Genomic DNA, 25,835 nt, shown 5'->3' with positions numbered 1-25,835 from the left:
AGTATTATAATTTTAGACGAAGATTGAATAAAAGACTTTATGACAAAAGGTTACGCACTAATGAATTTAAAAACAGGAATGATTAAGTATATGCTTAATCATTGTCAACGTTCTGAATACTGGCATATTTTAGCAGTTGATTGGCTTTAGCAAATGCTATTAATTGTTCTTTCCCACCTGCACCACTAATTTTAAGGACTTTTTTAATCTGATAAATGTGAGTTTGAAAACCATCTAAGCTGATATTCATTTCCTCGGCAATTTCGGTATATGACTTAATGGTTCCACAAACACCCAAGTTTCCTAATACTTCTTTTTGTCGATCAGAAAGTTCAATTTTTGTAGACTCTACCAATGAACTAATTTTTAAATCACTTTCTTTTAGGCGTTTTTGTAAAGAAGAAATAGTATCTAAATGACTTTCATTTGCCAACACCAATTTTTCTTGCCTACTTAATAATTCTTCTTTTTCTTTAGTAAGCATCTCTAATTCTGTTTGTTGTAATTCTTTTTCTGAAAGAAATTTCCAACTATATAATAAAATAGAGAATAGTAGAATGAACAAAAATTTAAAGGATAAGCCGGTAATCACTCCAAATAAACTCCAAAATCCCTGGTCAATAAATTCTAAAGCTTTGTCCTGAGGTATCATTCTATGTGTCACTGCAATCACAATCAACACAAATAATATGAAACAGGGAAATACCATGAACTTCATATTTCGATTAGCGAAAGCCTTATTAAGTTCATTTAATAACGCAAATGCCACAATCAAAGAAATTGGGATATCTATCAACCAAATGAAATTATTACTAATACCGGAATTATTGTAAGAAGTTGCTATAAAAACAAAAGCGATCATTAAAAGCACTCCACTAAAAAGAATAGTAAATTCTTTCTCAGAGAAACGCTGTACTAATCTAACCACTATATTACGTTCCTTTTGGTGTTCAATGGATGGAAGAGAAAGTAATATACTAAGCGAATTAGCCAAGGAAATAAAAACTCCTAGATAAATAACCGCTTTATGGGTTGGTTTAATTTCAACTAATTCTACAAGAATAATATTTATCAAAGCTCCAAAACCCCATAAAAAAATTGCCAAACCAAACCATTTAATTCCGTTAATGGATATCGAAGATTGATTTTTGACTTTTTCTTTATAGTATATTCTCTGAATCACAAAAGCTGTAATCAAACATACTATTGCCGTAACGTAATGTTCTAAAGTGACGTACATAACAATCTAAAGATAGTATATATTGGATTAATTAATCTTTTCTATTGAGAATAGGATTGTTTTCTACTACGTGAGATAAAATAATATGTGTTTTTGCTTCTCCATAAGTTATCAATCTATCTATAAACCCCTGAAGATGTACTTGGTCTTCTAGCACTACTTCCATAATTATATTTTCATTACCTGTAATTCTATAACAGTTAAGAACTTCGCTAAACTCAGGTATTTTTGATAAAAATGGTTTTAGCCGCCCCATAAAAGCTCTTAAAGTAATAATAGCTTTTAACTGGTATCCAGTTTTCGAATAGGAAACTTTTGTCGTGTACCCTTCGATAATACCAAGATCTTCCATCTTTTTTATCCTCTCTGCTACGGCCGGAGAACTCAATCCTACTTTTCGACCGATTTCTGCATTGGATAGTCTTGCATTTAACTGTAATAGTTGAAGAATTTTCCAGTTTGTTAGATCCATTATAATATTAAGTGATATGTAAATTATACATAATTTCCTAAAGCAAATTAACGATTATACTTTAAAATCAAAAGCAATATCTCTCTTAATACTATTATTTTTGGATTACCAATGGAATCAAGTCCTAAAAATATAATCCTTTACAAAAAAGCTCTTGAAATACTCATATTATCGAAGAGTGTTTCTAAGTATCTTGTTCACGATTTGGCCCCATTAGAAAAAAACGGAAGCGAAAATCCTTATATTTATTTTACTGGTGATATTATTAAAGATTCTGATTCTTTAGTTCCGGAAATTATCAAGGCAGAAAATCAGCCTTTCCAAAATGATCGCCTAAAACATGCAATTTCGTTAGAATATCTTACAAACAAACTTTATAGAAATTGTCAACGTTTAGAATACTCAGAAAGTAACGGTAGGGATTTTATTAAATTACTTCGCAAAGAAATCAAGAAATTCAAACGATTACAGCGTAATTGGATTATGACTCTATAATTTATAATCGCTTATTTTTTCCTGAACACTAGTTTTCTAATCATTCCGGTGAGTTCTTTTTGCTTTTCATTAGACTTTGTTGTACTAATTTGATTAACAGCATAAGAAGTTGCAAAAAGCTGGTATTTTAATCTTTCCAGCATTTTTTTTGTTTCGGGATCGTCGTTTTTATTTATCTTCTCTAATTTATTTAACTCTTTTTCCCACCAAGTAATATCAATTTGATTAGGGTTTTTATAATCTTCAAAAATTCGGGTAGTCAACTTTCTAGTTAGCTCTTTTTCTTTGTCAAAAATTTTAGATACTGACTTCAATAAACTTTTGTAGGATTTGCTATTATGAATCTTCTTTAGTCTATCTGATATGCTATCTAGCTTATAAAAAGAATGATACGTGGTTATTGCACGTTCATAATTTTCGACCGCAAGTAACAAATCATTGTCTTCTTGCTCCTTTAAGGCTGCATGGTATACTTTCTCATAACTTTTATAAATTTCTGGAGCCTCTTTATTCTTGATACCTTTTAGATGTGCCTGAATTTCTAACCAATCAAATGCTTTTATTATTTGATCATCTGGCGGCCAGGTATGATTCCCATCATAAGTAATCAGCGTATTGGTAAAATTTAATTTTTGAAGATATCCTTTCGCGTGTATCATCTCCTGATAATTCATATCTCGATTTCCACATACACCAACATAAGAAAATTGTTGAAAAGTTGGAATATGAGCTTGTTCCTGAGAAAATCCAGCTCCACAACCTACAACACCGGCAATTTGGTTGGTCAATACCGCAATTGCCGAAGCCAATCTGGATCCACCGGAGAACCCGGATAAATACATCTCATTTTGCTTTATCTTGAAATTGGCAAAAATAAATTCGAATAAACGATTGGTGATCTCAAAATTACGATCATAAGGTCCATTTTTTGTGTGATTAGAACACACTAACATATATCCATAAGCCTCAGAAGCCTTAATAAACGGACGGATACCTCTTTTTCCTTGTGCACCTGGATCAAATATAAAAACGATTGGTGATTCTGAATCGGGATCAAATGAATTGGGGAGATACATTGTAAATGTTTCTCCGGTCTTATTAGAAACCAGGACAGAATCTATGATTTTTCCTGTTTCATAGTTTTGAGCAAAAGTTGCCGTACAAATAAGAAATATAAAAACCACTCTCTGCATACATCCTTACTATTTCTCTAAAGATAGAAAAACTAAAATAAAAGAAAAATCCCGTCTGTCGACAGGATTTTCTCTTTCCTATTTTATGAAAGACCGCAAAACAAGTTTGAGGTAAGCGATCTCTAAGTTTTTGCATAAGCATAAGCAAGAGTCTGCTTACATATTTCGTCTATATTGCCCACCAACTTCAAATAATGAAGAAGTAATTTGTCCAAGCGAACATTTTTTACAAACTTCCATTAATGCCTCGAAGATGTTTTGATTATTTACTGCTTTTTGTTGTAAGTCTCTTAATAGTTCTGAAGTTTCGTCAGCATTTCCTTTATGCAATTCATTGAGCATCGTAATTTGATATTGCTTTTCTTCTTCTGTTGCTCGGATTACCTCTCCCGGAGTTACCGTTGGTGATCCTTTAGAGCTTAAGAATGTATTTACACCTATAATTGGGAACTCTCCGTTATGTTTTAGGGTTTCATAATACAAACTTTCTTCTTGTATTTTACTGCGCTGGTACATTGTCTCCATTGCTCCTAATACTCCACCTCTTTCGGTTATCCTGTCAAATTCAGTTAATACTGCTTCTTCCACCAAATCGGTTAATTCTTCAATAATAAAAGATCCTTGAATTGGGTTTTCGTTTTTAGCCAATCCTAATTCTTTATTGATAATCAACTGTATCGCCATGGCTCTACGAACAGACTCTTCTGTTGGTGTAGTAATCGCCTCATCGTAGGCATTGGTATGTAATGAATTACAGTTATCATAGATGGCATATAATGCCTGTAAAGTCGTACGGATATCGTTAAAGTCAATTTCCTGAGCATGTAAAGAACGTCCAGACGTTTGGATATGATATTTAAGCATCTGCGCTCTGGCATTGGCTCCATATTTATTCTTTAGAGCTTTTGCCCAAACTTTACGAGCCACTCTACCGATCACGGCATATTCCGGATCGATACCATTAGAGAAAAAGAAAGATAAGTTTGGACCAAACTTATTGATATCCATTCCTCTACTTAGGTAATATTCTACATAGGTAAATCCATTAGCTAATGTGAGCGCTAACTGAGTAATTGGATTCGCTCCAGCTTCAGCAATATGATACCCTGATATAGAAACCGAATAAAAGTTGCGTACCTGTTTTTCTATAAAATACTCCTGTACATCTCCCATCAATCGCAATGCAAATTCTGTAGAGAATATACAGGTATTTTGCGCTTGATCTTCTTTTAAAATATCCGCTTGTACAGTTCCACGAACAGTATTCAAGGTCATTGCCTTAATCTCAGCGTACACATCGGCTGGTAACACTTGATCACCGGTAACACCCAGTAACATTAAACCTAATCCATCGTTTCCTTCTGGCAGTTCACCCTGATATGCTGGTCTAGCTACTCCCTTATCTTTATATATTTTCTTGATTTTGGCTTCTACTTCAGCTTCAAGGTTATTTTCTTTAATATACTTTTCACAATTTTGATCAATGGCGGCATTCATAAAGAACCCTAATAGCATCGGAGCTGGGCCATTGATGGTCATACTCACCGAGGTCATCGCGTGCGTAAGATCAAAACCGGAGTATAATTTTTTAGCATCATCCAAACAACAGATAGAAACTCCGGCGTTTCCTATTTTACCATAAATATCTGGTCTGTGATCAGGATCATTTCCATAAAGGGTAACCGAGTCAAAGGCTGTTGACAAACGTTTTGCCGGCATTCCTAAACTTACATAATGAAAACGTCTATTGGTTCTTTCGGGACCACCTTCTCCTGCAAACATACGTGTTGGATCTTCTCCAGTACGTTTAAAAGGATATAAACCGGATGCAAAAGGAAATTCACCTGGAACATTCTCTTGTAAACACCATTTTAGAATATCTCCCCAAGCTTGATACTTTGGTAACGCCACTTTAGGAATCTGACTATGAGATAATGACTCTGTATGTGTTTCTATTTTGATTTCTTTATCCCTAACTTTAAAAGAGTATATAGGATCTTTATATTTCTGAACTTTTGCAGCCCAACCTGTTATTGTTTCCCAATTATGAGGGTCCAGGTTTAGTTTTACGCGATCAAATTCAGCTAATAATAATTTCAAAAAATCTTCATTATCATTATTCTTTGCGTTTCTGAGGCTTTCTTCAGCAATACCATTTTTAGATAAATCAATAAAATCCAGATTAGCAACACTACAAATAGTTTTGTAAATTCCGTATAACTTTTGCGCAACTTCTACCTGCGTATTTGCAGTTTTATCGTACGCTCTGTTATTCTCTGAAATCTCGGATAAATATCTTGTTCTACTTGGTGGAATTACAAATATCTTTTCAGACATTTCTTTAGAGATATGAAAATCAGATTTTAAGTCCGCTCCGGTTTTCTCCACCACTTTATCCATAATGGCTTTATAAAGCGTATTCATTCCTGGATCGTTGAACTGTGATGCAATAGTTCCATATACAGGTAAATCATCTTGTGGAATATCCCACAGCTGATGATTGCGCATATATTGCTTTTTCACATCTCTTAACGCATCCAGAGATCCTCTCTTATCGAATTTATTGATCGCTACTAAATCGGCAAAATCGAGCATGTCAATTTTTTCTAATTGGGTAGCTGCACCAAACTCTGGAGTCATTACATATAAAGAAGTATCACTATGTTCCAGAATCTCTGTATCCGATTGTCCAATACCTGAAGTCTCCAGAATAATTAGATCAAATTCTGCTGCTTTTAAAACCTCGATTGCCTCTGCTACATACTTAGACAAGGCTAAATTAGATTGTCTGGTAGCCAGCGAACGCATATATACTCTAGGAGAATTTATAGCATTCATACGAATACGATCTCCTAACAAAGCACCGCCCGTTTTACGTTTAGACGGATCGACAGAAATCAACCCTATTGTTTTTTCAGGAAAATCAATCAAAAATCGACGCACTAGTTCATCTACTAAAGAAGATTTTCCTGCTCCACCGGTGCCGGTAATACCTAGAACCGGAGTTTTTGAAGTTTTATTTTTTTCGTGTATTTGATCTAGTGTTTCTTTGGCGATCTCCGGAAAATTCTCTGCAGCAGAAATCACACGGGCAATCGATCCTATTTCTTTATCGGCTAGATGATCAGCTTCTCCATTTAGGTTATCTCCAATCGGAAAATCAGCTTGTTTTACCAAGTCATTAATCATTCCTTGTAGCCCCAGTTCGCGTCCATCATCAGGAGAATAGATACGGGTGATTCCATAATCCATGAGTTCTTTGATCTCTTCAGGCAGTATTACTCCACCTCCTCCTCCAAAGATTTTAATATGAGATGCTCCTTTTTCTTTAAGCAAGTCATACATATATTTAAAATACTCGTTATGACCTCCTTGATATGAAGTCATAGCAATTGCATTAGCATCTTCCTGAATTGCACAATTTACCACTTCTTCAACACTTCTATCGTGTCCTAAGTGTATTACTTCTACTCCTGTAGATTGAATAATACGGCGCATAATATTAATCGCTGCATCGTGTCCATCAAATAATGACGCTGCAGTAACGATCCTAACTTTATTCTTTGGTTTGTAAGGTGCAATTTGTTCCATTGACAATAAAAGGTGTTTTTAGAGCTGCTAATTTACGAAATACGCATCAAAAAGGATTATTTTTTTAGAATTATATAATTTATTTAACCCTATGGGTTGTTTCATTATTCATAGTTCAAATTTAACACTTATTCTTTCTAAATCTTGTTACAAAACACAATTACACTAAACAAATCACTATTAATAATATGTTAACACAATTGTTAAACGCTTTTTTACTATGTTTTCTAATAGTACCGGAGATAAATTATCGAAGGCACATAAAGATCATTTGAGAACATTAATTAACAATGTGATAGAGGATATCAAGTAATTTGTAATTCATTGCAAATCGCATAAGGCTGATTTTTACTAAAATCAGCCTTTGTTTTTTATAGATAATTTAGAAAAACTGCTTATCTATTTTAAATTATTTAAAAACGAATTGGATACTACATCTTTGTAAGAAATTATTACAAACTTTACCTACTTAAATAGTAAGTTTATATCCCAAAAACAGAATCATCAACCCAATCTTTTATGAAAAAAACAACCCTTCTGATCAATTGTTTAGATAAAAAAGGTATCATAGCAACAGTAACCAACTTCATTTTAGCTAAAAAAGGAAACACAGTATATATAGAACAACATGTAGATAGAGAATTGGGTGAATTCTTTATGAGATTAGAATGTGAGTTTGATCAGGATGAAGAAAAACTAGCATTGTTTAAAGAATCTTTTAATAAGGTAGTAGCCGATAATTACAATATGCATTGGGAAATGTATGATGCTGAAAAGAAACCAAAAATGGCACTTTTTGTTTCTAAATATGATCATTGCTTATATGATATTCTAGGAAGACACGCATCGGGTGAACTCAAAGTAAAAATTCCTGTTATCATTAGTAATCATTTAGATCTAAAACCAATTGCAGATAGTTTTAAAATCCCTTTTAAACACATACCCGTAAATAAAAACAATAAAGAACAAGCAGAAGCAGAGCAATTAGCATTACTAAAGGAACATAAAGTTGATTTCATTGTACTGGCGAGATATATGCAAATCCTTTCTGAAAATTTTGTAAACCAGTTTCCTAATAAGATTATCAACATTCATCATTCGTTCTTACCGGCTTTTCCCGGTGCAAAACCATATCATTCTGCCTATGAACGTGGTGTAAAAATAATTGGAGCTACTAGTCATTATGTAACCTCTGACCTTGATGAAGGTCCAATCATAGAACAAGAAATAGTAAGAGTGTCACATATTCATAACGTGCAGGATTTTATTCTGAAAGGTCGTGATCTGGAGAAGATCGTATTATCTAGGGCCATCAAACATCATGTAGAAAGAAAGGTGTTAGTATACAATAACAAAACGGTTATCTTTTCATAGCACAAATACATCATTCGTATTTGCGAATCTATACCCTTCTTTTTCTAACTCGATTCTTTGTTTGTTATTTTCATCAATTAAAGGATTAGAATGATTAAAGTGGATAAATATAATCTTAGACTTTACCTCTTTTGCTTCGTTTTTGAACAAATCAATGGTTTCTTGTATAAAGGGATGTGGAACTTCGGACATAGGTCTTGATATTTCCCCATCTCTAAAGAAAGTCGCATCGATAAACGCGTAATCTACTTTTTTCACTTCCTCAACAATGTTTTTTTTCCATAATGACCATTTATTGATATCAGGAATAAATAAAGCAGATTTGGATTCACTGTGAATTCTATATCCAACGGTTTCAGAAAACTCATCCCGATGTGGTACCAAAAATGGTGTCACTTTTATGTGCTTAGTGATATCTACAGAAACCTCATCTTGCAATGGATTAATCTTTATATTTTGTAAATCGACTAATTGAGACCAAGGTCCATTATTTTCTAGGAAAGATTGCATTTTTGGCATGGCAAACACCTTAATATTTTTTGCACCCATCGCTTCTCTTCCAAAGTACATAAGTCCTGTATAATGACCTATGTGCGCGTGTGTTAAAAATATTCCGTTAATAATTGGATCTTTTTTTAAATGATCAGTATCCAACATAGCAAGTTGTTCTGGCAAATCAGGAGTAGCTTCTATCAAGAACTTCTTTTTTTCCTGTCTATCTATAATTCCTAAAGAGACAACCAGTTCTTCGTGATACCTACCTTTTCTAACGCGCTCAAACTCATCAGTATTATTAATATGCGGATAGCCACCATCCTGCGCAATTCCTAAAATAGTTATATATTGATCATAATTATAAGCGGTCTGTGACCCTATTTTTATTTGATCTTCTCTATTTTTACAGGAAATGATTAAAATAGATAGTATGAAAAAAAGTAACTTTGAATTCATATTAAATCATTATCACCTCAAATCTAATAAGAAATTATGAAATAAGCCATAGCACTAGGTTGACACCAACCGATATGACTAAATGGCGATTCCATTCCCACACTGAGCTATGTCGAAGTGTGACAATTAAAAACAATAAACATAAACAGATGAAAAGATTTTTTTTAGTATTCGTTATATTTCAATTATCCAGTTGTGCAGAATTACAACAAGTTATAGAAAGTTTACCCCAAGAAGGAGGAACAGTAGGTCTTAGTAATGTAGATATAGGCAATGGTTTAAGACAAGCATTAGATAAAGGGATTGATAAGCAAGTAACGAAGCTCACACAAAAGGATGGTTTTTTTAGAAATGAATTAGTAAAAATTGTATTGCCGGACGAATTACAAAAAGTAGACAAAGCATTACGAGATATTGGCCTTGACAATTTAGCTGACGAAGGACTTAAAGTTCTTAATCGAGCAGCAGAAGATGCTGTAAAAGAAGCTACCCCTATTTTTGTGAATGCTGTAAAGCAAATAACATTTAACGATGCCAAACAAATCTTACTTGGTAATAATGATGCCGCTACGCAATATTTAAGAGGCACTACCAAGACCGCTCTATATTCAAAATTTAATCCGGTTATTAAAAATTCTCTGTCAAAAGTTGGTGCTGATCGTGTTTGGTCAAATATCATCAATAAATACAACGCTATTCCTTTTACCAGCAATGTAAACCCAGACCTTACAGACTATGTAACTAGTGAGGCCTTAGATGGAGTATATACTATGATTGCAGTTGAAGAAGGAGAAATCAGAACCAAACTTAGTTCCAGAACTACAGATTTATTAAGAAAAGTTTTTGCACTTCAGGATAGAAAACTATAGGAATAAGATAATTTGGATAGATAATTAATGCTCTTTAACGAAGAGAACATTGATTTTAACGATTTTTTAATTTTTCACAAAAATGCAAGCTTTTATCTATTTCTTAAAGATAATAACAAACAACATCTATTTTAATTAGAAATAAGGAAATTTCCCTCTTGTTAGCGGTTAGAAATCTTCATGATAAAACAAGCATTTTCAAGCAGTTATTATGATGTAGGAACATTTTTGTTACGGGATTAACGTAATTTTGCGCCCGATTTAAAAATGCCCTCAATGAAAAACTTAATCAAACTTAGCGTAGCTATGGCTATGCTTCTATGCTCTGGACTTACGAAAGCTCAAGAGAAAACAATAACAGGAACTGTTATTGACGCATCAGGAATCCCGCTTCCGGGAACAAATATTCTTGTAAAAAACACCAGCAATGGAGTTCAAACAGATTTTGATGGAAACTATTCTATCGAAGCTAACTCTGGTGATACACTGGTATTTTCCTATGTCGGTTTTGAAACTCAAGAAGTTGTTGTTTCAGGATCCTCCATTATCAATGTTACACTAAAAGATAATGTCGAAGGTTTAGACCAAGTAGTACTTATTGGATATGGTAGTTCTTCAAAAAAACAGATCACTTCCAGTATTGCTAGTATCCGAGCTAATGATATTGTTGACATTAATACTCCAAGTATTCAATCATTAATGACTAGTAAAGTTACCGGAGTTCAAATCACTCAACTTTCTGGTAGAGTAGAATCAGGAATTAAGGTGAGGATAAGAGGTATCTCTACTGTTGGTGCTTCGCAAGAACCATTATACGTTTTGGATGGCGTACCGTTAATAAATGACGATGAATCTATAAACAATTCTCCGATCAACCCATTAATCGGATTAAATCCCAATGATATTGATTCTATCGATTTTCTAAAAGATGCTTCTGCAGCTGCGATTTATGGTGCCAGAGGAACGAATGGTGTTATTATCATCACCACTAAAAAAGGAAAAACAGGAAAAGCTAAAGTTACCTTAAACACTGCATCAGGGTGGAATTTTGCCACTAACAAAAGAGAATTTTTAGACGCTGAGCAATACGTAGAATTTTATACAGAAGCTGCACTAAACAGTGGTCTTTCTCTAAGTGAGATCGAAACACAATTTGATCAATTATCCTTAGGTCGTGATTGGAGAACTAATGAAGTAGATACAGATTGGCAAGACCTGGCATTGGTAGATGGAATTACACAAGATATCGATTTATCTGCCTCTGGTGGAAGTGAAAAAATCAAATACTTTGTTTCTACCTCGTATAACAAAACAGAAGGTATCATTCTAGGAAACGAATTGGATCGTTACACCCTAAGAGGTAAAGTAGATGCTGATATCACTGAAAAATCTACGGTAGGAGTAAATATTAATCTATCCAAAGTAACGATAGATCGATTATCCAATGATAATGCGTTTGTTTCACCACTTCAATCGATAGCGCAATCACCACTAACACCTGCTTTATTAGAAGATGGTACTGCAAACGTGGATGGTAATTCTACCTTATTCCAAAACTTTTTGGGACAAGAACAAACAGGAAGATTTGTAACTGATATTTGGAGAACAACAGCAAATATTTATGGTGATTTTTATATCAACGACTATCTACAATTAAAATCTGAAATTGGATATGACGCCAATAATCAAAATGCCGAAAGATTCTCTGGAAGCTTAACTGAGTTTGCATCCGCAGGAGGTGTTGGTACGGTTAGTAATGCAATTACCGAAAGATATATCTTAACTAATTATCTGAGTTATAAACGAACATTTGGAGAATCTGTTGATTTTTCTGCTACGCTTGGAGGAAGTTTTGAAGAAACTAATCGTAAAAGTCAATTTACAATAGGACAAGGTTTTCCATCGGATGATCTACAAACATTAGACAATGCCGTATTAATCACTAATGGAGGTTCTAACAAGACGAAATATAACTTCTTATCGTATTTTGCAAGATCACGTTTTTCTATTGCAGAAAAATATCTTTTCAATCTAAGTATTCGTCGCGATGGCTCTTCCAGATTTGGAGAAGACTCACAATTTGGTTGGTTCCCTGCAGCATCTGCAGCCTGGGTGGTTAGTAATGAAAGATTTTTGAGTAACTCAAACTTTTTAAACAAGTTAAAACTAAGAGGAAGTTGGGGTATTACAGGAAACGCAGAGATCGGAGACTTTGCAAGTAAAGATCTTTATGGTGTTACTACCTATGACGAACGTCTTGGGGTATCACCAATACAGTTAGGAGATAATGAATTACGTTGGGAAAAAACTACTCAATATGACCTGGGAGTTGATTTTGGATTATTTAACAACTTCATTTCAGGAGAATTTGATTATTACAACAAAACCACTAATGATTTATTATTTAACCAACCATTACCTGGAACCTCTGGATTCACATCGGTTGTTAGGAATATAGGTGAAATAGTAAACAAAGGATTTGAGGTAAATCTTAATGCACGGATTATTTCTAAACCATCATTAACCTGGAATGTTGGCGCATTATTTACTAAAAATGAAAATGAAGTTACTGACCTACCTAGTGGAGATATCATTGACGGTGTAAATATTATAAGAAAAGGAGAAGCGATCTCGTCATTTTATCTGTATGAATATGCTGGTGTTGATCCCGCTAATGGGGATGCTTTATTTTACACTAATGCAACAAACCCTGATGGTTCGTTAGACAAAACACTAACTAACAGTGTATCTAAAGCCAATAAAATAGTGACAGGAGCTCCGTTTCCTGATTATCAAATTGGGTTTACCAATACGTTAAAAGTAAAAGGCTTTGATTTTCAGTTTACTTTTCAGGGAGAGTTTGGAGCTTCAATTTTTGATCAAGCCGGTAAATTCTCCTCGGGAAATGGTAAATTCTTAGACAACCAAACATTAGATCAATTAGATAGATGGCAAAATCCGGGAGACATAACGAATGTTCCGCAAGCCAGATTAAATCAGGATAACGGACAAGCCGATTCTACTCGTTATCTGGAAGAAGCCGATTTTATAAGACTAAGAAACATTACGCTGGGTTACACTATTAATCCTACGTATTCTAAAAAGTTTTATATGGAAAAAGTAAGATTCTATTTTAGCGGTCTTAATTTATTTACCATCACTGATTATGAAGGATATGATCCAGAATCTACAGCAGATTTTAACGGAAACTCTGGTGTAAGAACCGGTACTTCTTTTTACTCGGCTCCGCCAGCAAAAACATATACATTAGGAATTAATATTGAATTCTAAAAATTAGATTTTTTAAAATTTAATACTTCAACCTTAAAGTAAAAAATTATGAAAACATATATAAAAATAATACTAGTATTCACCCTTTCGATACTTTCGGTAAGTTGTGAAAATAAATTAGATATTGATCCTAGCCAATCATTAACTACTGAGGATGCTTTTGACACTCCAGAAAAAGTAACTAATATTCTTATTGGCGCATATGCACAAGCGGGACAGGCAGCAAGTTATGGTGGCCAGCTATATACAATTGCCGAATTACTAGCAAATGATCAAGAACTAAAATGGAACGGAACATTTACTGATCCAGGTGAGTTTAACAATAAAGTGATTAATACAGATAATACTTTTGTAGCTAACTTATGGCTAAATGGATATGACATCAGTAACCAAGCGAATATTGTCCTGGATAACTTAGATGTTTTTGAAAATCTTGATCGCAGAAATTCTGTCGAGGGTCAGGCAAAGTTTTTAAGAGCAGTTACCTATTTTGATTTAGTACGATTTTTCTCTAAACACAATAATAATAGAATTAATGATGGAGAACCAGGCGTTCCTATTATTAGAACTCCGATTATTACATTGGAGGATGTTACCTATCCATCTAGAAATACAATTGGCGAAGTATATGAATTTGTAATCAATGATTTAGAAGATGCGATTGTTCTACTACCTGAAACCAATGGAGTTTTTGCTTCTACCAATGCAGCCAAAGCATTATTAGCAAGAATACAATTACAGATAGGTAATTATGAAGCGGCACGAGATTTATCGAATGAAGTGATACAATCAGGAAGATTCTTGATCACAGAAAATCTTGACGATGCTTACAATAATGATGACAACTCTACAGAAGATATTTTTGCGTGGCAAGTAACAGACTCTGACGGAGCAAATAGTATGAATACATTTTGGGCTACAGACAGATTCGGTGGAAGACCAGGTAATCCTGATATCTCTATCGAGGATGCATTTTTTGGAATATTTGATGATTTTAACGACTTGAGGGCAAGTTATTTTTACGTTGATTCTGAAACCGGATCTGGTATAGCTTCTTATAAATGGATTTTGGGAAATGCAAACATTCCTTTTATTAGGTTACCAGAGATGCATTTGATTCGTGCTGAGTCTAATTTCATTCTTGGCACTGCGATAGGAACAGATCCAATCAATGATGTCAATCTGGTAAGATTTAGATCAAATGCCTTTTTACTATCTGATCTAACCTATGTGGATATCATTCTGGAAAGGTTAAAAGAATTAGCTTTTGAAGGACACAAATTACACGATTTTAAACGATTAGAAGTCCCTATCGGAGCATTATCTTTCGATGATAGTCGATTGGTACTACCTATCCCACAAAGAGAAATAAACGTAAATCCAAACCTCTTACCACAGAACGACGGGTACTAAAAACATAACAGTATTGAATTAGCAATAAAAAGGATAGTATGATTTTAAATCACACTATCCTTTTTTAGTATACTATTAGACAACCTTAACTACCTCTTAAGAACCTAATTGAATCACATCTAATACTTTTGTGAAAAAGAAAAAGAAAAATGTTTTAATGGTCTAAATCTAAGGATATAACTGATCTTCAAAAACTACAAAAGCGGTACTGTAGATTAATGAAAAACGCTTATAATCTTGCTATCAAGGATAAGGCAAAGAGTGATCTTTTGCATGCGGAAGCAAATAAAATTTTAATCGAAATTAAAAACATAGAACATCAGGCATAATCAATATCAAATCGAATATTGATGTAAAAATGCCAGTGACTCTTCATTAAAAACCTCAGGCTGTTCTACGTTTACCACGTGCCCTGAATTCTTTACTACGAAAAGATTAGAAAATTCGTGGATAGAGACGACTTTTTTGATCGAGGGTAAAAACAAATAATCCTCTTCGCCCATAACATAAAGCGTAGGTATTTTGATATCCTTATCTCTAAAAAAACGAAGCAAAGGATTAATTTCTGAGGTTAGCCTAAACCACCTTACAAATTCTTTTTGATATAGTTTTTTAGCTTCATTGGCAAAAAGCAACCTGGATTGCTTATGATTTTTTTTAGGCATAATAATAAAAGCAAAGAACTTATATAAAAACATATAAGGAATTACCGACTTAAATACCACTCCCAATCTCATTAATACCTGTGACCTAAGGTTTAGTTTCATAATAGCGCCGCCCATAATCATACTATCTACCCGATCGGGATATTTTTCAGCTAGGTTTCTGATCAAAATAGTACCAAGAGAAATTCCTATAAAATGTGATGATTTTATTTGCTCTTTATCTATTACTTCTATAATATCGTCTGTAATCGAATCAAATGTATACTTAGAACTAAAAGCATCTTTAATGGCAGGTTTAGAATTACCATGCCCTCTCAAATCCAACAATAATACATTATAATGTTTTCGAAATTCTCTAACTTGTTTAAACCAAATAGAAGAACTACCACCTGCTCCGTGTACAAAGGTTACCCAATGAGTATTCTCTGAATGATTATATATAGTATAATTTAACATATGCTTTTCCTCTGTAAATATAGTCACTATTTATTCACCGTAACAACGATTAACAGTATTTAATGTATTGTTCAACACTTCTTAGTGCAGCGTTTTAAAATAAGTAAACGCTTTGGAAAGTCTTGATCCATACCACGAAAAAAACTCACCGTCAACCAAAATTACTTCGGCATCAGGTCTAAGTATCTTAATTTCATTTATATGATTTTCAGAAAAAGGGAATGGTTCTGATGATAATAAAATAAGATCAAGATCTTTCAAATTTTCTAATTCTTTTTCAGAAATTTCAGGGTATCTATTCATATGCCCGTATATATTTACAAAGCCATTCGTCGTTAACAAGTGATCGATAAAAGTTCCATTACCTGCTAGCATCCAAGGTTTACGCCAAATAAAATAGGCTACTTTTTTCCTGGGTTTATCTTTTGTAAACTCTAAAAAACTATGTAATTCTGATCTGATTTCGGATATTAATGCACGCGCCTGATTCACTTTTTCAAAAATTTCTCCATATTGACCGATTAATTCTAAAGATTCTTCTATAGTACTTATATCAGAAACATAGACAGGATAAGTCTTTTGTAATTCTTCAACAATTTCTTTGGTATTTTCTTCCTTGTTACATAGAATAATATCCGGTTGTAATTCTTTGATTTTATCTAGATGTACATTTTTAGTTCCTCCAACTACACTCCTCTCTTTTCTAATAGTATCAGGGTGTACACAAAACTTGGTCACTCCAACTATACGATCCGATAAACCCAAATCTACTAAGAGTTCTGTTTGTGAGGGAACTAAAGATATGATCCTTTTAGGCTGCTTGGTTAACCTGATTTCTCTTCCTAATTGATCTATATACAGCATACCTTTTTTCTAAGAGAATTTTTAAATCGATTCAGTTATCATAAATAATTCATAAACCCTTAATAATTAAACTTTTAAAATTAGGAATTCCTACAAAAACTTCTTATCTTGTAGGAAGTATTAATTTAAAATCTTGGGGCTATGGATTCAGTATTACTTAACATTGTTATTTATGGTTTAATGGCGTTTTTAGTGTTTTTTATCACTTATGGACTTGTTGGATATGCAAAACAAGTTTTTAAAGCCAATAGACGTTAATTTTTTAATCCCTCATCGAGGTTTATTTCTTCGATGTTGTTGATTGAAAGAAAAAGGAAATTGAATGTAAATTTGATTTCCTTTTTTATTTTTTAGCCTCTAGTATCTCTTGCATTTGTTGCTGAAGCTCTTTTGCTTTTTCTCCCGCAACTGTATCAAAATCTAATCCATCTGAAGCATATATAATTCCTCTTGATGAGTTGATTAATAATCCAATCTGGTCATTAATCCCATATTTGCAAACATCTTGCAGGTTTCCGCCTTGAGCGCCAACTCCAGGTACCAGTAAAAAACTATCAGGAATAATATTTCTGATATCAGCTAGAAATTCTGCTTTGGTAGCACCTACTACATACATCAGGTTTTCAGAATTCTGCCAACCTTTAGATGTCTCTAGTACTTGTTTATACAACTCTCTTCCTTCCACATTTTTAGTTTGAAAATCAAAAGCTCCTTGATTAGAAGTAAGTGCCAGCATAATGGTATGTTTTCCTTGGAACGCCAAAAATGGTTCTATAGAATCCTTACCCATGTAAGGAGCTACAGTAACCGAATCGAACTCGAGGTCTTCAAAAAACGCTTTGGCATACATCGCACTGGTATTACCAATATCGCCTCGTTTGGCATCTGCAATGGTAAATACTTCAGGGTAATTCGTATTTAAATACTCAATGGTCTTTTCCAGAGATTTCCATCCTTTTAGTCCATAAGCTTCATAAAAGGCTGTATTAGGTTTATACGCTACTGCCAGATGGTGAGTAGCGTCAATAATTTTTTTATTAAACTCAAAAATTGGATCTTCTGTATCTAATAGATATTTAGGAATTTTATTGAGGTCCACATCCAGGCCTACGCATAAAAAAGATTTCTTTTTCCATATTTGATCAACAAGCTCTTGAGTAGTCATTTTTTAATATAATTTGTGTTGTATAAAACTATTCCTTTCCGTCTACATACTCTTGTAAATAAGCGTATCTGGGTGTTAACTTACCATCTTGAGTCATTCTTGCTCGTTCTAAAACTCCATTTACATCATTATTAAAAAATGCAGGGATTACGTGTTCTAAAAACATGTCTCCAAAACCTTCACTGGCATCTTTAGGTAATTCGCAAGGTAAATTATCCACTGCCATCACTGCAACCGCTTCAGAATCTTTAAAATCCACCTCTTCTTCTCTATCCGGGTGATATCCATAAATAGGATCTGCAATAGTTGAAGGTCTTATAGTAGTAGCAACAGGACCATCAATATCACAAGAAACATCTGCTACTACACTGATATTGAAGTCTGCTGATTTTGCATCTTCACGCGTGTAAATAAAAGGAGCTCCATCTCCAAAAAAATGACCAGCGATATACAGATCACTAACTTTAGCAAATCTCATAAAATCACTAACATACTCCTCTGGGTTCTTATAGAAATCGTTTTTATCTAAAACCTTCCCATCTTTTCGTTTGTTATAGTCCAGCACATCGATTTGGGTATATACCGGTTCCTCAAAAGTAGTATTTAGATACTCATCCACAGAGACTTCTTTGATTTTCATAGCATCCAAAATTTCTTTAGCTCCACCTCCTACTTTACCTCTTCCGGTAAGTACAATCTTAATGTTTGGTAAATCGATCTTGGACAGTTCTAATTCTAATGCATTTTGATCAGGTAAGGTCTCTGCTTTAGGAAGCTGAAAACTGTTATTTTTTAGCCCAAAAGCTCTAAAACCGTTATATGCACCCACAATTCCGGCATATCGACCAAAACCAATAAGTCTAAAACCTTTTTGGTTTACAATAACTTCGTGATCGTATAATTCAATATTTTTATCAAGAATTGCTTTTAACAATTTTCGGTTATATGGTTGTTTTTTGATAGTATGTGAAAAGAAAAAATATTTCTTATTCGGAATTAATGCTTCGATCGGGACTTCTTTTACACCCAATAATACTTCACAATCAGAAAGATCTTCAGAAACCTCGAAGCCTGCAGCTTTATAATCTTCATCACTAAAAATCCGTATATCAGAGCTTTCTACTTTAAAAGAAGCCTCGGGAAACCGAGACACTGTGTCACTAAGGCCTTTTGGTGAGAAGACTACCCGACGATCTGGCGGGTTTTTACGCTCTTTGATAATTCCGAATGTTGTCATATAGTTTTGGTATATATTTTGTTTATGTAAAAGCGCGGCTAAGATATGACAAATATGATTATCTTTGCCCACCATAATTCTGAATACAGAATTATGAATTAAAACTCGGGGTCGACTGGTTTTGACAGCGAGATTAATAGAGTGGTAAGCACGTCGAGCGCTGGGATATAGCTCGTAAATATCATATTTCACCTTTTTTAAACGGCGAGAATAACTACGCCCTAGCTGCATAATCTGAATTTTAGTAAGATTACGCCTCGTCCGACTAGGTCGGAAAGCAGGATACCTCTCAACAGCCTTGGTTTGCGGCGATTGATTATGAGGTATCGTAAAAGTAAACCTAGAGACTATAGGATCTTGATATAGTTTCGAAATTTAATTGAGAATAAGCGATACGTTGGCGGTTTTTGGTCTTTCATATCGACGAAAATTAAACAAAAACTAAGCGTGTAGAAAGCTATTGTATTACTTGTTTGGACGAGGGTTCGAATCCCTCCGACTCCACTTCAATCCTGCCATAAGGCAGGATTTTGTGTTTTCGGGGGATTCGGCATACGCGCCAGCTGGCTCTTTCGCTGTAAATGTCCACAGGACATTTCCTGATCGCTTCAGCCCTCTCCGACTCCACTTCAATCCCGCCAAATGGCGGGTTTTTGCGTATCCGGGGGATTCGGCAACAGCATCAACCGAGCATTTTTCGCACCACAATTTTATGTCTTTCTTGATGATTATAAATTATGTACTAGAATCCTAATTACTATCTACAAAGCTACCTTTGATTTCATAAAACATATATAACCTAGAAAAAATACGAACCAAAATATACATTCACATTAACCAATAAACAAAAGCTGTCTGAAAACCCCAAATAAGTTAAAAACTTAGATCCAGTGTTCGGAATGTCATTTTTATCAATTTTCAAAGACAAGAATTGATTACAAATGTCGCGAAGAACAATAATCCCTCACAATAACACAAAATTATAACATATTCCTTACGAAATACTCAAATTTTGCATATAAATATCACTAATAACGCATACATCAATACTACAGCAATACGTTAAATTTTAGCGTAATTATTTAGTTTAATTTCATATAATAAACTGATATACAGCTTATTATAAATTAAAAGATTTTCAAGTTTGTTACATCATTCAAAACACAAGGTGTAGTAAGTAACTTAGCCTTAACAATTTAAAAATTCTTTGAGAACAAAACTTATTTAACACACAAAAAAATGAAAACTTACATCTTATTTTTTGCGATGTTCTTCTTTAATCTAGGAGTTTATTCGCAAACTTTGGAAAATTTTGAAAATGGTAACCAAACCTGGAACAATTTTAATGGTACTTTTGCCAACGTAGTAAACCCCAACCCATCCGGAGAAAATACTAGTGCCCGATCTGGTCGATTTATAAAAGAAAATGCTCCTTTTGCATTTCTAACTACAAGTATCCCAGGAGGTTTCTTGGACCTCAACACCTTTAACGAATTACAGATAAAGATCTTGCAACAAATTAACGGAGGCAATGATGCTTTTACCCGTATTGTAGCCAAACTCGAAAATTCTGCTACCGGACAAGCATTAGAACGTAGAGGTTTTATAAGCAATTCCGGAGTCTGGACGACCTATGCTTTTGATTTTAGTAATGCTCCTACCGGAGCTGGTTACGACACATTGGTGTTGTTTTTTGGTTTTAATGAAGCCGCTAATACCAATAGTTTCTTTTTTGATGACATCACATTTAACAGAGCGCGAGGGTATTCTGTTGACAACAATCGATCTTTGGGACAATTGGGTAGAAATTCTTATGAAGTTTTTCGCTCTTTACGCTTGAGCAATGGTACGTATCGAGATTCAAAACTGCTTAACAGTAACGATGATTATCATCCGGGCTCTACTGCTTCTGTAGGTATGGGACTGGTATCGCTTTGCATCGCACATAAAAATAATTATGACACTGATGCGATTGGTAAGCTCATCAAAACACTGGAAACTATGACAGGAAGAACTGCTGGTTTTACTTTGGATAGAGATGCAAGTGGTTTTGCCAGACATTTCTTCGATCTATCTACCGGAGCGCGTGCATGGGAATCTGAATATAGTACTATCGATACTGCCATATTAGTATCAGGTGCATTATTCGCAAAAAATTACTTCCTTGATCCTTCTATAGCCAACAGACCTTCTGCACAACAACGAGATTATATCGCCCAAATGGCAGATGAAATGGTAAATGGAGTAAATTGGGATAGATCTATTGCTAGTGCAGGTGCTGGAACAATTTATAGGGAAACGAACGCTTCCGGGTTCGGAATAGCCGGATCAGAAACCAGTACGTTTAACGAATATATGATTGTAGCAAATATTGCCAATCAGTTTGGTGGTCAAGTTTCTAAAGACTTATGGAATAATTTTTATACCAATACAAATAATCTGCCTACAGCAACAGCAGTGTATACAAACCCAAATAATGCCACATTTCAACACACCACCTTAACTGATAGTCCGGGTCGATTTCTTCCCAGTTTTATAGTACAGTTCAATTATTTCCTTATTAACGGATTTTCCACCAACACACCATTTATAAATGCTATGCGGGATGCTAAAAATGCTGATAAAAACTGGTGGCGATTTGTATCCGAAGATTTTTATGCTAATCCGATTCCCAGACTAAGTTATGAATGGGGTACAGGTGCCGGAGATGCTAATGATATTAATGGCTATCGCGCCAATAGTATCTATAATGATGATGAAGAAAACTGGACCAAAATTGTATCTCCACATATTATTTCAGGATATTTACCAATAGATGAAGGTAATGAGATAGGAAATGATCTTGTCAACCTATTCAGATCAGGAAGAGGTATATATCGACTTCCTAATAGTTCTGGAACGAGAATTTTATGGCGTTATAGTAAAGAGGACGTAAATTGGAGAGCAAATGCAGTTCAAGGAGTAGATTTTGCTACTATGCTCTTTGGGTTACAATACCGCTTAGATCCATCTTTCTTTACTAAATACAACGATTATGATACTGTTATTGGGGGTGGTAATCAAAATAATATTACCACAACAATCAGAGCCAGAACTATTAATCGTTATGTAAGCAGCGAGAATGGTGTAAATCCTATGATTGCCAACAGAACGGTGGTGGGAACCTGGGAGACTTTTGAATTTGTTCCCAGAGGTGGAAATACCTATGCCATAAGGGGGAATAACGGAAGATATGTAAGTATTCAAAATACCGAGAACCAGCTAACTTGTAATCGAACCAGCATTGGAAGTACAGAAGAATTTACATTGGTTTCGCTGGGAGGTGACTTATATGGAATCCAGGGAAGTAACGGTCGTTACGTAAGCCACGAAAGAGGTAATCGATCCATGAGATGCAATCGAACGGCTTTGAGAAGTTGGGAAGAATTTATTATTCCGGGTCTTGGAAGCAATAAAACCTCTGGAGTAACGCTGCTAAATTCTTTAAAAGTATTTCCTAATCCTGTATCAAGCGCTAACTTAGCCGATTTAAAGATGGAAATATCTTTAGAATCACCCTCTGAGTCATTTATTAAAATTTATGATCTCACAGGTAAAATCATTTTCAAAGAAGATTTGGGGATGATGGATTCTGGTAGGAACACAGTGTCTTTAAAAAATCTAGAAACCTCTCGTTTAAACAACGGATTGTATATTATAAGCTTTCAGACTCAAGATTACCAAAAAAACGAGAAGCTTATTGTTACTAAGTGATTATAGCTCATTGAACATTTAAGTTTTTAACACTGAAATAGTTATTTAACTACAAAGATATTTGGCCTAAATTATATATTTACAAGTATAATTTAGGCCATTTTGCATCAACTGCCAATACCTGAAATGCCTAATATTTTGCAAGAAAAACATTTGTGAGCTACAACGTCAAAATTAAATTTTGCTTCATATTCCTTTATACATTTTTCAGTTACAAACAAAAACTCTTCAATTTCGGGACATAAGAAATTAATTTTCTCATTAGCATAGTTGATCCCTGATTCTTGATCTATTTTGTACCTTTCGACCTTTAAGAATAGTTTACAAGTTTTTAATTGCTGAATTAATCTTATTTCTCTTGAAGTTAGGTTTTTATCCAGATTTAAAATATCGTCGCATAATAGTTGGATTTCCGCCCTAGCGTGGTCAAATCTATCCATCCAATTTTTATCTTCAGCACATACTCTTTATAAAGATATATTCTCACTAGGTTTTACAGTTGCTTCATTTTCCAAGAAATGATCCTTAAGATTTCTATCTTATCGATTTAGTCAATCTACCTTTCTGTTGTTTTGAGTTACCGTATAAAATACATCTCAAAAAAGTCTACTTTTCCCCATTTATCCATTGATTTTCAATAACAGTTTATAAAAACATCAAAGTTTTGAACGCCATAAAAAAACGCAGTAACTTCATAAGTACTGCGTTTTCTAACAAAAAACAATCTAAAATATTGAAAAGTTTAAGGTGCTACAAATCGAATATCATCCAAATAATACAGATCTGTTGTGGTTCCATCTGCTTGAGCAAAATTGAAGAAAAGTACCAGTGTAGTATTTCCATTTCCTGCTCCAGGAGATAAGTCAAAGGTATAAGTGGCCCACTCTCCTACCGTATCGATGGTTATCGGTGGTGTTTCGAAAGGCTGGGTGCCACCTTCGATTTTCGCTACGAGTGGCACAGCTCTCTCAGTCAATATTTTTAATTGTAACTGATTCTCTACACTCAAGTCTATCGCTGTCCCAAAATCGGTAATCAGAGCATCAAAAGCTTCAGTACCATTGGCAATATACTCACCTACATTTGGGCTTCGGTTTTCACAACTGATATTAGGGTTGGCAACTACGGGCACCGATTGTGCTGTTAAACCTATTTGCATATTTTGCTGACAATCAAAATCGTTAATAATGCTTAGGTCTGTCATGACGGTACTGCAATCTAATTGCTCTACCGGACATTCCTGCGAGGTAAAACGAAGGTCGTCAATATAATAAATATCTGTAGTTGTCCCATCTGCCTGACCTGCATTAAAAAATATAGTCAATTGTGTATTTCCATTACCAATTGCTCCTCCAAAATCAAAGGTATAATTTTTCCATTCGTTAATGACGTCGACCGTTGTGGAAAGCTCTACCGGAGTACCGCCTTCTAGTTTTGCAGTGAGTGGCATTTGTCTTTCGGAATACACTTTGATATTAAATACAGAATTGACTGAAAGATCGATAGGGTCTTCAAAATTGATGATGAGTGCATCAAAACGATCCGTACCATCATCTGTATACTGTCCAACAGAAACACTAGAATTTTGTGGATCCATTTCTGGATTATCCACCACGGGTGCAGCGTCTACCATCGGGTCCAGACCGAGCATCACGTTTTGCTGACATTCAAAATCGCTAATAATGGAAAGATCTGGTACTACACCCTCACAAGGATCAGGAATATTTATAAATTTTAAATCATCAATATAATATACATCTTCCGTAGTTCCGTTTGTAGCACCTGCGTTAAAAAACAGCACTAAGGTTGTATTACCAGCATTAAGAGCATCCGAAAAATCAAAAGTATGCTGTTGCCATTCTCTAACATTCTGTACCTGAACGGATCTTTCTATAGCTGTCCCTCCTTCTAACTTAGCAATAATATTACCTTGCATAGGTGCCCAAACCTGAATACTGAATTGTGGAGTTAATGATAAATCTATCGGCTGCCCAAATTCAATAATCAAGGCATCAAAAGGTTCCTGACCGTTATCAATATAAGAGCCCACAAATGTACTTGTATTACTACCTGATGGATCAGGATTTGGAATTTTTTCAACCACCGGTTCATCAGGAGTACCGAATTCATAATTTTCCTGACAGTCAAAATCATTGATCACTGAGGGATCTTCAGTGACGCCTTCACAAGGGTCTGGAGCAAAGACAGAAACATCAAAAACCAGATTATCCAAATAAAATAAATCAGTTCCGTCGCTGGTGATTCCTTCATTAAAGAAAATACGTACCATTGAATAATCGCCAGAATCCTCATTACTAAAATTAAATTCATAAACTGCCCACGTATTTTCGCCATTTAGTACAGTAATCGCTTCAATAGGATCAGAGCTCCCTCCAGAAAGTATTACTTTAACTTCTGCTGCTACCGAGGATTTAATAATCATTTTAAACACTCCATTGGTGGACAGATCGATTCCGGAAAAATTAAACGTTAACGCATCATCAGCCGCTATACCGTCAAGATATTTTCCTACAAATCTACTAGTATTGATACCAGTTTCCAGAGGATTACGGACAACCTCAATATTTTCGATGATTACATTCGACTGGCATTCAAAATCCGTTACTATATTTGGATCCGCTACCACATTAATATCATCGCAGGGAACATAATTTATGGTTGGAAAAGTCGGTATTTCTCTCTCGCAAGATAAATTCCATAATGCGATAATAATTAGAAAAAAAATAGGGTTTGATGCTTTCATGATATTTAATTTTTGATAGAACTTTTCTTGGAGAAAGTTACT

18 protein-coding genes and 1 other RNA gene are annotated in these 25,835 nt (G+C 34.4%); 8 read left to right on the top strand and 11 right to left on the bottom strand.

Features of this window, described 5'->3' with window-relative positions; all coding sequences use genetic code 11:
• Positions 1-94 precede the first annotated feature (94 nt).
• A complete protein-coding gene (locus tag ACFSR1_RS21620; RefSeq protein WP_378295112.1) occupies positions 95-1,240 on the bottom strand; it encodes a helix-turn-helix transcriptional regulator in 1,146 nt (381 codons plus the stop codon).
• A gap of 31 nt (positions 1,241-1,271) precedes the next feature.
• Entirely contained in the window at positions 1,272-1,712 is a 441-nt protein-coding gene (locus ACFSR1_RS21615; protein ID WP_378295111.1) for an Lrp/AsnC family transcriptional regulator, read from the bottom strand.
• A 111-nt stretch (positions 1,713-1,823) separates the two neighbouring features.
• Between ACFSR1_RS21615 and ACFSR1_RS21610 the strand changes: the two genes are divergently transcribed.
• Positions 1,824-2,207, top strand: coding sequence for a hypothetical protein (locus ACFSR1_RS21610; protein ID WP_378295110.1), 384 nt, complete (start codon positions 1,824-1,826; stop codon positions 2,205-2,207).
• Positions 2,208-2,218: 11 nt separating this feature from the next.
• On the opposite strand, the gene ACFSR1_RS21605 is transcribed toward ACFSR1_RS21610, so the two are convergent.
• Positions 2,219-3,400 (bottom strand): hypothetical protein, encoded by a 1,182-nt coding sequence (locus ACFSR1_RS21605; RefSeq protein ID WP_378295109.1) that lies wholly within the window; start codon positions 3,398-3,400, stop codon positions 2,219-2,221.
• 156 nt (positions 3,401-3,556) lie between these two features.
• Positions 3,557-6,991 carry a methylmalonyl-CoA mutase family protein gene (locus ACFSR1_RS21600; RefSeq protein ID WP_378295108.1) on the bottom strand — a complete coding sequence of 1,145 codons (3,435 nt, stop codon included), beginning with the start codon at positions 6,989-6,991 and terminating at the stop codon, positions 3,557-3,559.
• 519 nt (positions 6,992-7,510) lie between these two features.
• Between ACFSR1_RS21600 and purU the strand changes: the two genes are divergently transcribed.
• Positions 7,511-8,365, top strand: coding sequence for a formyltetrahydrofolate deformylase (purU, locus tag ACFSR1_RS21595; protein WP_378295107.1), 855 nt, complete (start codon positions 7,511-7,513; stop codon positions 8,363-8,365).
• On the opposite strand, the gene ACFSR1_RS21590 is transcribed toward purU, so the two are convergent.
• Complete coding sequence (locus ACFSR1_RS21590) at positions 8,360-9,316, bottom strand: MBL fold metallo-hydrolase (RefSeq protein WP_378295106.1); 957 nt, start codon at positions 9,314-9,316, stop codon at positions 8,360-8,362. The genes purU and ACFSR1_RS21590 overlap by 6 nt on opposite strands.
• Positions 9,317-9,465: 149 nt before the next feature.
• Between ACFSR1_RS21590 and ACFSR1_RS21585 the strand changes: the two genes are divergently transcribed.
• The 4 genes from ACFSR1_RS21585 (at position 9,466) to ACFSR1_RS21570 (ending at position 15,218) form a co-directional block, all read left to right on the top strand.
• Positions 9,466-10,185: a DUF4197 domain-containing protein gene (locus ACFSR1_RS21585; RefSeq protein ID WP_378295105.1), complete on the top strand. Its 720-nt coding sequence runs from the start codon at positions 9,466-9,468 to the stop codon at positions 10,183-10,185.
• A 276-nt stretch (positions 10,186-10,461) separates the two neighbouring features.
• The gene (locus ACFSR1_RS21580; RefSeq protein WP_378295104.1) at positions 10,462-13,476 is read left to right on the top strand and encodes a SusC/RagA family TonB-linked outer membrane protein; all 3,015 of its coding nucleotides are present in this window, start codon (positions 10,462-10,464) and stop codon (positions 13,474-13,476) included.
• A 48-nt stretch (positions 13,477-13,524) separates the two neighbouring features.
• Entirely contained in the window at positions 13,525-14,889 is a 1,365-nt protein-coding gene (locus tag ACFSR1_RS21575) for a RagB/SusD family nutrient uptake outer membrane protein (RefSeq protein ID WP_378295103.1), read from the top strand.
• Positions 14,890-15,065: 176 nt separating this feature from the next.
• Complete coding sequence (locus tag ACFSR1_RS21570) at positions 15,066-15,218, top strand: Lacal_2735 family protein (protein ID WP_378295427.1); 153 nt, start codon at positions 15,066-15,068, stop codon at positions 15,216-15,218.
• A 6-nt stretch (positions 15,219-15,224) separates the two neighbouring features.
• Here ACFSR1_RS21570 and ACFSR1_RS21565 read toward each other — a convergent pair whose 3' ends face one another.
• The 4 genes from ACFSR1_RS21565 to ACFSR1_RS21550 all read right to left on the bottom strand — a co-directional run bounded on the left by ACFSR1_RS21565 (position 15,225) and on the right by ACFSR1_RS21550 (position 19,276).
• Entirely contained in the window at positions 15,225-16,010 is a 786-nt protein-coding gene (locus tag ACFSR1_RS21565; protein ID WP_378295102.1) for an alpha/beta fold hydrolase, read from the bottom strand.
• Positions 16,011-16,091: 81 nt separating this feature from the next.
• Positions 16,092-16,874 (bottom strand): ABC transporter substrate-binding protein, encoded by a 783-nt coding sequence (locus ACFSR1_RS21560; RefSeq protein WP_378295101.1) that lies wholly within the window; start codon positions 16,872-16,874, stop codon positions 16,092-16,094.
• A 343-nt stretch (positions 16,875-17,217) separates the two neighbouring features.
• Positions 17,218-18,039 carry an orotidine-5'-phosphate decarboxylase gene (gene pyrF / locus ACFSR1_RS21555; protein ID WP_378295100.1) on the bottom strand — a complete coding sequence of 274 codons (822 nt, stop codon included), beginning with the start codon at positions 18,037-18,039 and terminating at the stop codon, positions 17,218-17,220.
• A gap of 28 nt (positions 18,040-18,067) precedes the next feature.
• Positions 18,068-19,276, bottom strand: coding sequence for an NAD(P)-dependent oxidoreductase (locus ACFSR1_RS21550; protein WP_378295099.1), 1,209 nt, complete (start codon positions 19,274-19,276; stop codon positions 18,068-18,070).
• A 107-nt stretch (positions 19,277-19,383) separates the two neighbouring features.
• Between ACFSR1_RS21550 and ssrA the strand changes: the two genes are divergently transcribed.
• Both ssrA and ACFSR1_RS21540 read left to right on the top strand, forming a co-directional pair.
• Positions 19,384-19,783, top strand: a transfer-messenger RNA (tmRNA) gene (gene ssrA, locus ACFSR1_RS21545).
• Positions 19,784-20,515: 732 nt separating this feature from the next.
• Positions 20,516-23,029, top strand: coding sequence for a T9SS type A sorting domain-containing protein (locus ACFSR1_RS21540; RefSeq protein ID WP_378295098.1), 2,514 nt, complete (start codon positions 20,516-20,518; stop codon positions 23,027-23,029).
• Between the two features lie 107 nt (positions 23,030-23,136).
• On the opposite strand, the gene ACFSR1_RS21535 is transcribed toward ACFSR1_RS21540, so the two are convergent.
• Together ACFSR1_RS21535 and ACFSR1_RS21530 are read right to left on the bottom strand one after the other, a co-directional pair.
• Positions 23,137-23,469: a hypothetical protein gene (locus ACFSR1_RS21535; protein ID WP_378295097.1), complete on the bottom strand. Its 333-nt coding sequence runs from the start codon at positions 23,467-23,469 to the stop codon at positions 23,137-23,139.
• A 302-nt stretch (positions 23,470-23,771) separates the two neighbouring features.
• Complete coding sequence (locus ACFSR1_RS21530; RefSeq protein WP_378295096.1) at positions 23,772-25,793, bottom strand: hypothetical protein; 2,022 nt, start codon at positions 25,791-25,793, stop codon at positions 23,772-23,774.
• Between the last annotated feature and the right edge of the window lie 42 nt (positions 25,794-25,835).

Source organism: Aquimarina rubra, assembly GCF_042684305.1.
In the GTDB taxonomy this organism is placed as follows: Bacteria; Bacteroidota; Bacteroidia; order Flavobacteriales; family Flavobacteriaceae; genus Aquimarina; species Aquimarina rubra.
This window is presented reverse-complemented; position numbering and strand designations above follow the sequence as displayed.

What these genes read in the sequence shown, in the direction of transcription:
- ACFSR1_RS21605 (WP_378295109.1), bottom strand. Translation starts at nt 3,400, where the DNA reads ATGCAGAGAGTGGTTTTTATATTTCTTATTTGTACGGCAACTTTTGCT.
- ACFSR1_RS21550 (WP_378295099.1), bottom strand. Translation starts at nt 19,276, where the DNA reads ATGACAACATTCGGAATTATCAAAGAGCGTAAAAACCCGCCAGATCGT.
- ACFSR1_RS21540 (WP_378295098.1), top strand. Translation starts at nt 20,516, where the DNA reads ATGAAAACTTACATCTTATTTTTTGCGATGTTCTTCTTTAATCTAGGA.
- ACFSR1_RS21600 (WP_378295108.1), bottom strand. Translation starts at nt 6,991, where the DNA reads ATGGAACAAATTGCACCTTACAAACCAAAGAATAAAGTTAGGATCGTT.
- pyrF (WP_378295100.1), bottom strand. Translation starts at nt 18,039, where the DNA reads ATGACTACTCAAGAGCTTGTTGATCAAATATGGAAAAAGAAATCTTTT.
- ACFSR1_RS21575 (WP_378295103.1), top strand. Translation starts at nt 13,525, where the DNA reads ATGAAAACATATATAAAAATAATACTAGTATTCACCCTTTCGATACTT.
- ACFSR1_RS21560 (WP_378295101.1), bottom strand. Translation starts at nt 16,874, where the DNA reads ATGCTGTATATAGATCAATTAGGAAGAGAAATCAGGTTAACCAAGCAG.
- ACFSR1_RS21585 (WP_378295105.1), top strand. Translation starts at nt 9,466, where the DNA reads ATGAAAAGATTTTTTTTAGTATTCGTTATATTTCAATTATCCAGTTGT.
- ACFSR1_RS21565 (WP_378295102.1), bottom strand. Translation starts at nt 16,010, where the DNA reads ATGTTAAATTATACTATATATAATCATTCAGAGAATACTCATTGGGTA.
- ACFSR1_RS21615 (WP_378295111.1), bottom strand. Translation starts at nt 1,712, where the DNA reads ATGGATCTAACAAACTGGAAAATTCTTCAACTATTACAGTTAAATGCA.
- ACFSR1_RS21620 (WP_378295112.1), bottom strand. Translation starts at nt 1,240, where the DNA reads ATGTACGTCACTTTAGAACATTACGTTACGGCAATAGTATGTTTGATT.
- purU (WP_378295107.1), top strand. Translation starts at nt 7,511, where the DNA reads ATGAAAAAAACAACCCTTCTGATCAATTGTTTAGATAAAAAAGGTATC.
- ACFSR1_RS21590 (WP_378295106.1), bottom strand. Translation starts at nt 9,316, where the DNA reads ATGAATTCAAAGTTACTTTTTTTCATACTATCTATTTTAATCATTTCC.
- ACFSR1_RS21610 (WP_378295110.1), top strand. Translation starts at nt 1,824, where the DNA reads ATGGAATCAAGTCCTAAAAATATAATCCTTTACAAAAAAGCTCTTGAA.
- ACFSR1_RS21580 (WP_378295104.1), top strand. Translation starts at nt 10,462, where the DNA reads ATGAAAAACTTAATCAAACTTAGCGTAGCTATGGCTATGCTTCTATGC.
- ACFSR1_RS21535 (WP_378295097.1), bottom strand. Translation starts at nt 23,469, where the DNA reads ATGGATAGATTTGACCACGCTAGGGCGGAAATCCAACTATTATGCGAC.
- ACFSR1_RS21530 (WP_378295096.1), bottom strand. Translation starts at nt 25,793, where the DNA reads ATGAAAGCATCAAACCCTATTTTTTTTCTAATTATTATCGCATTATGG.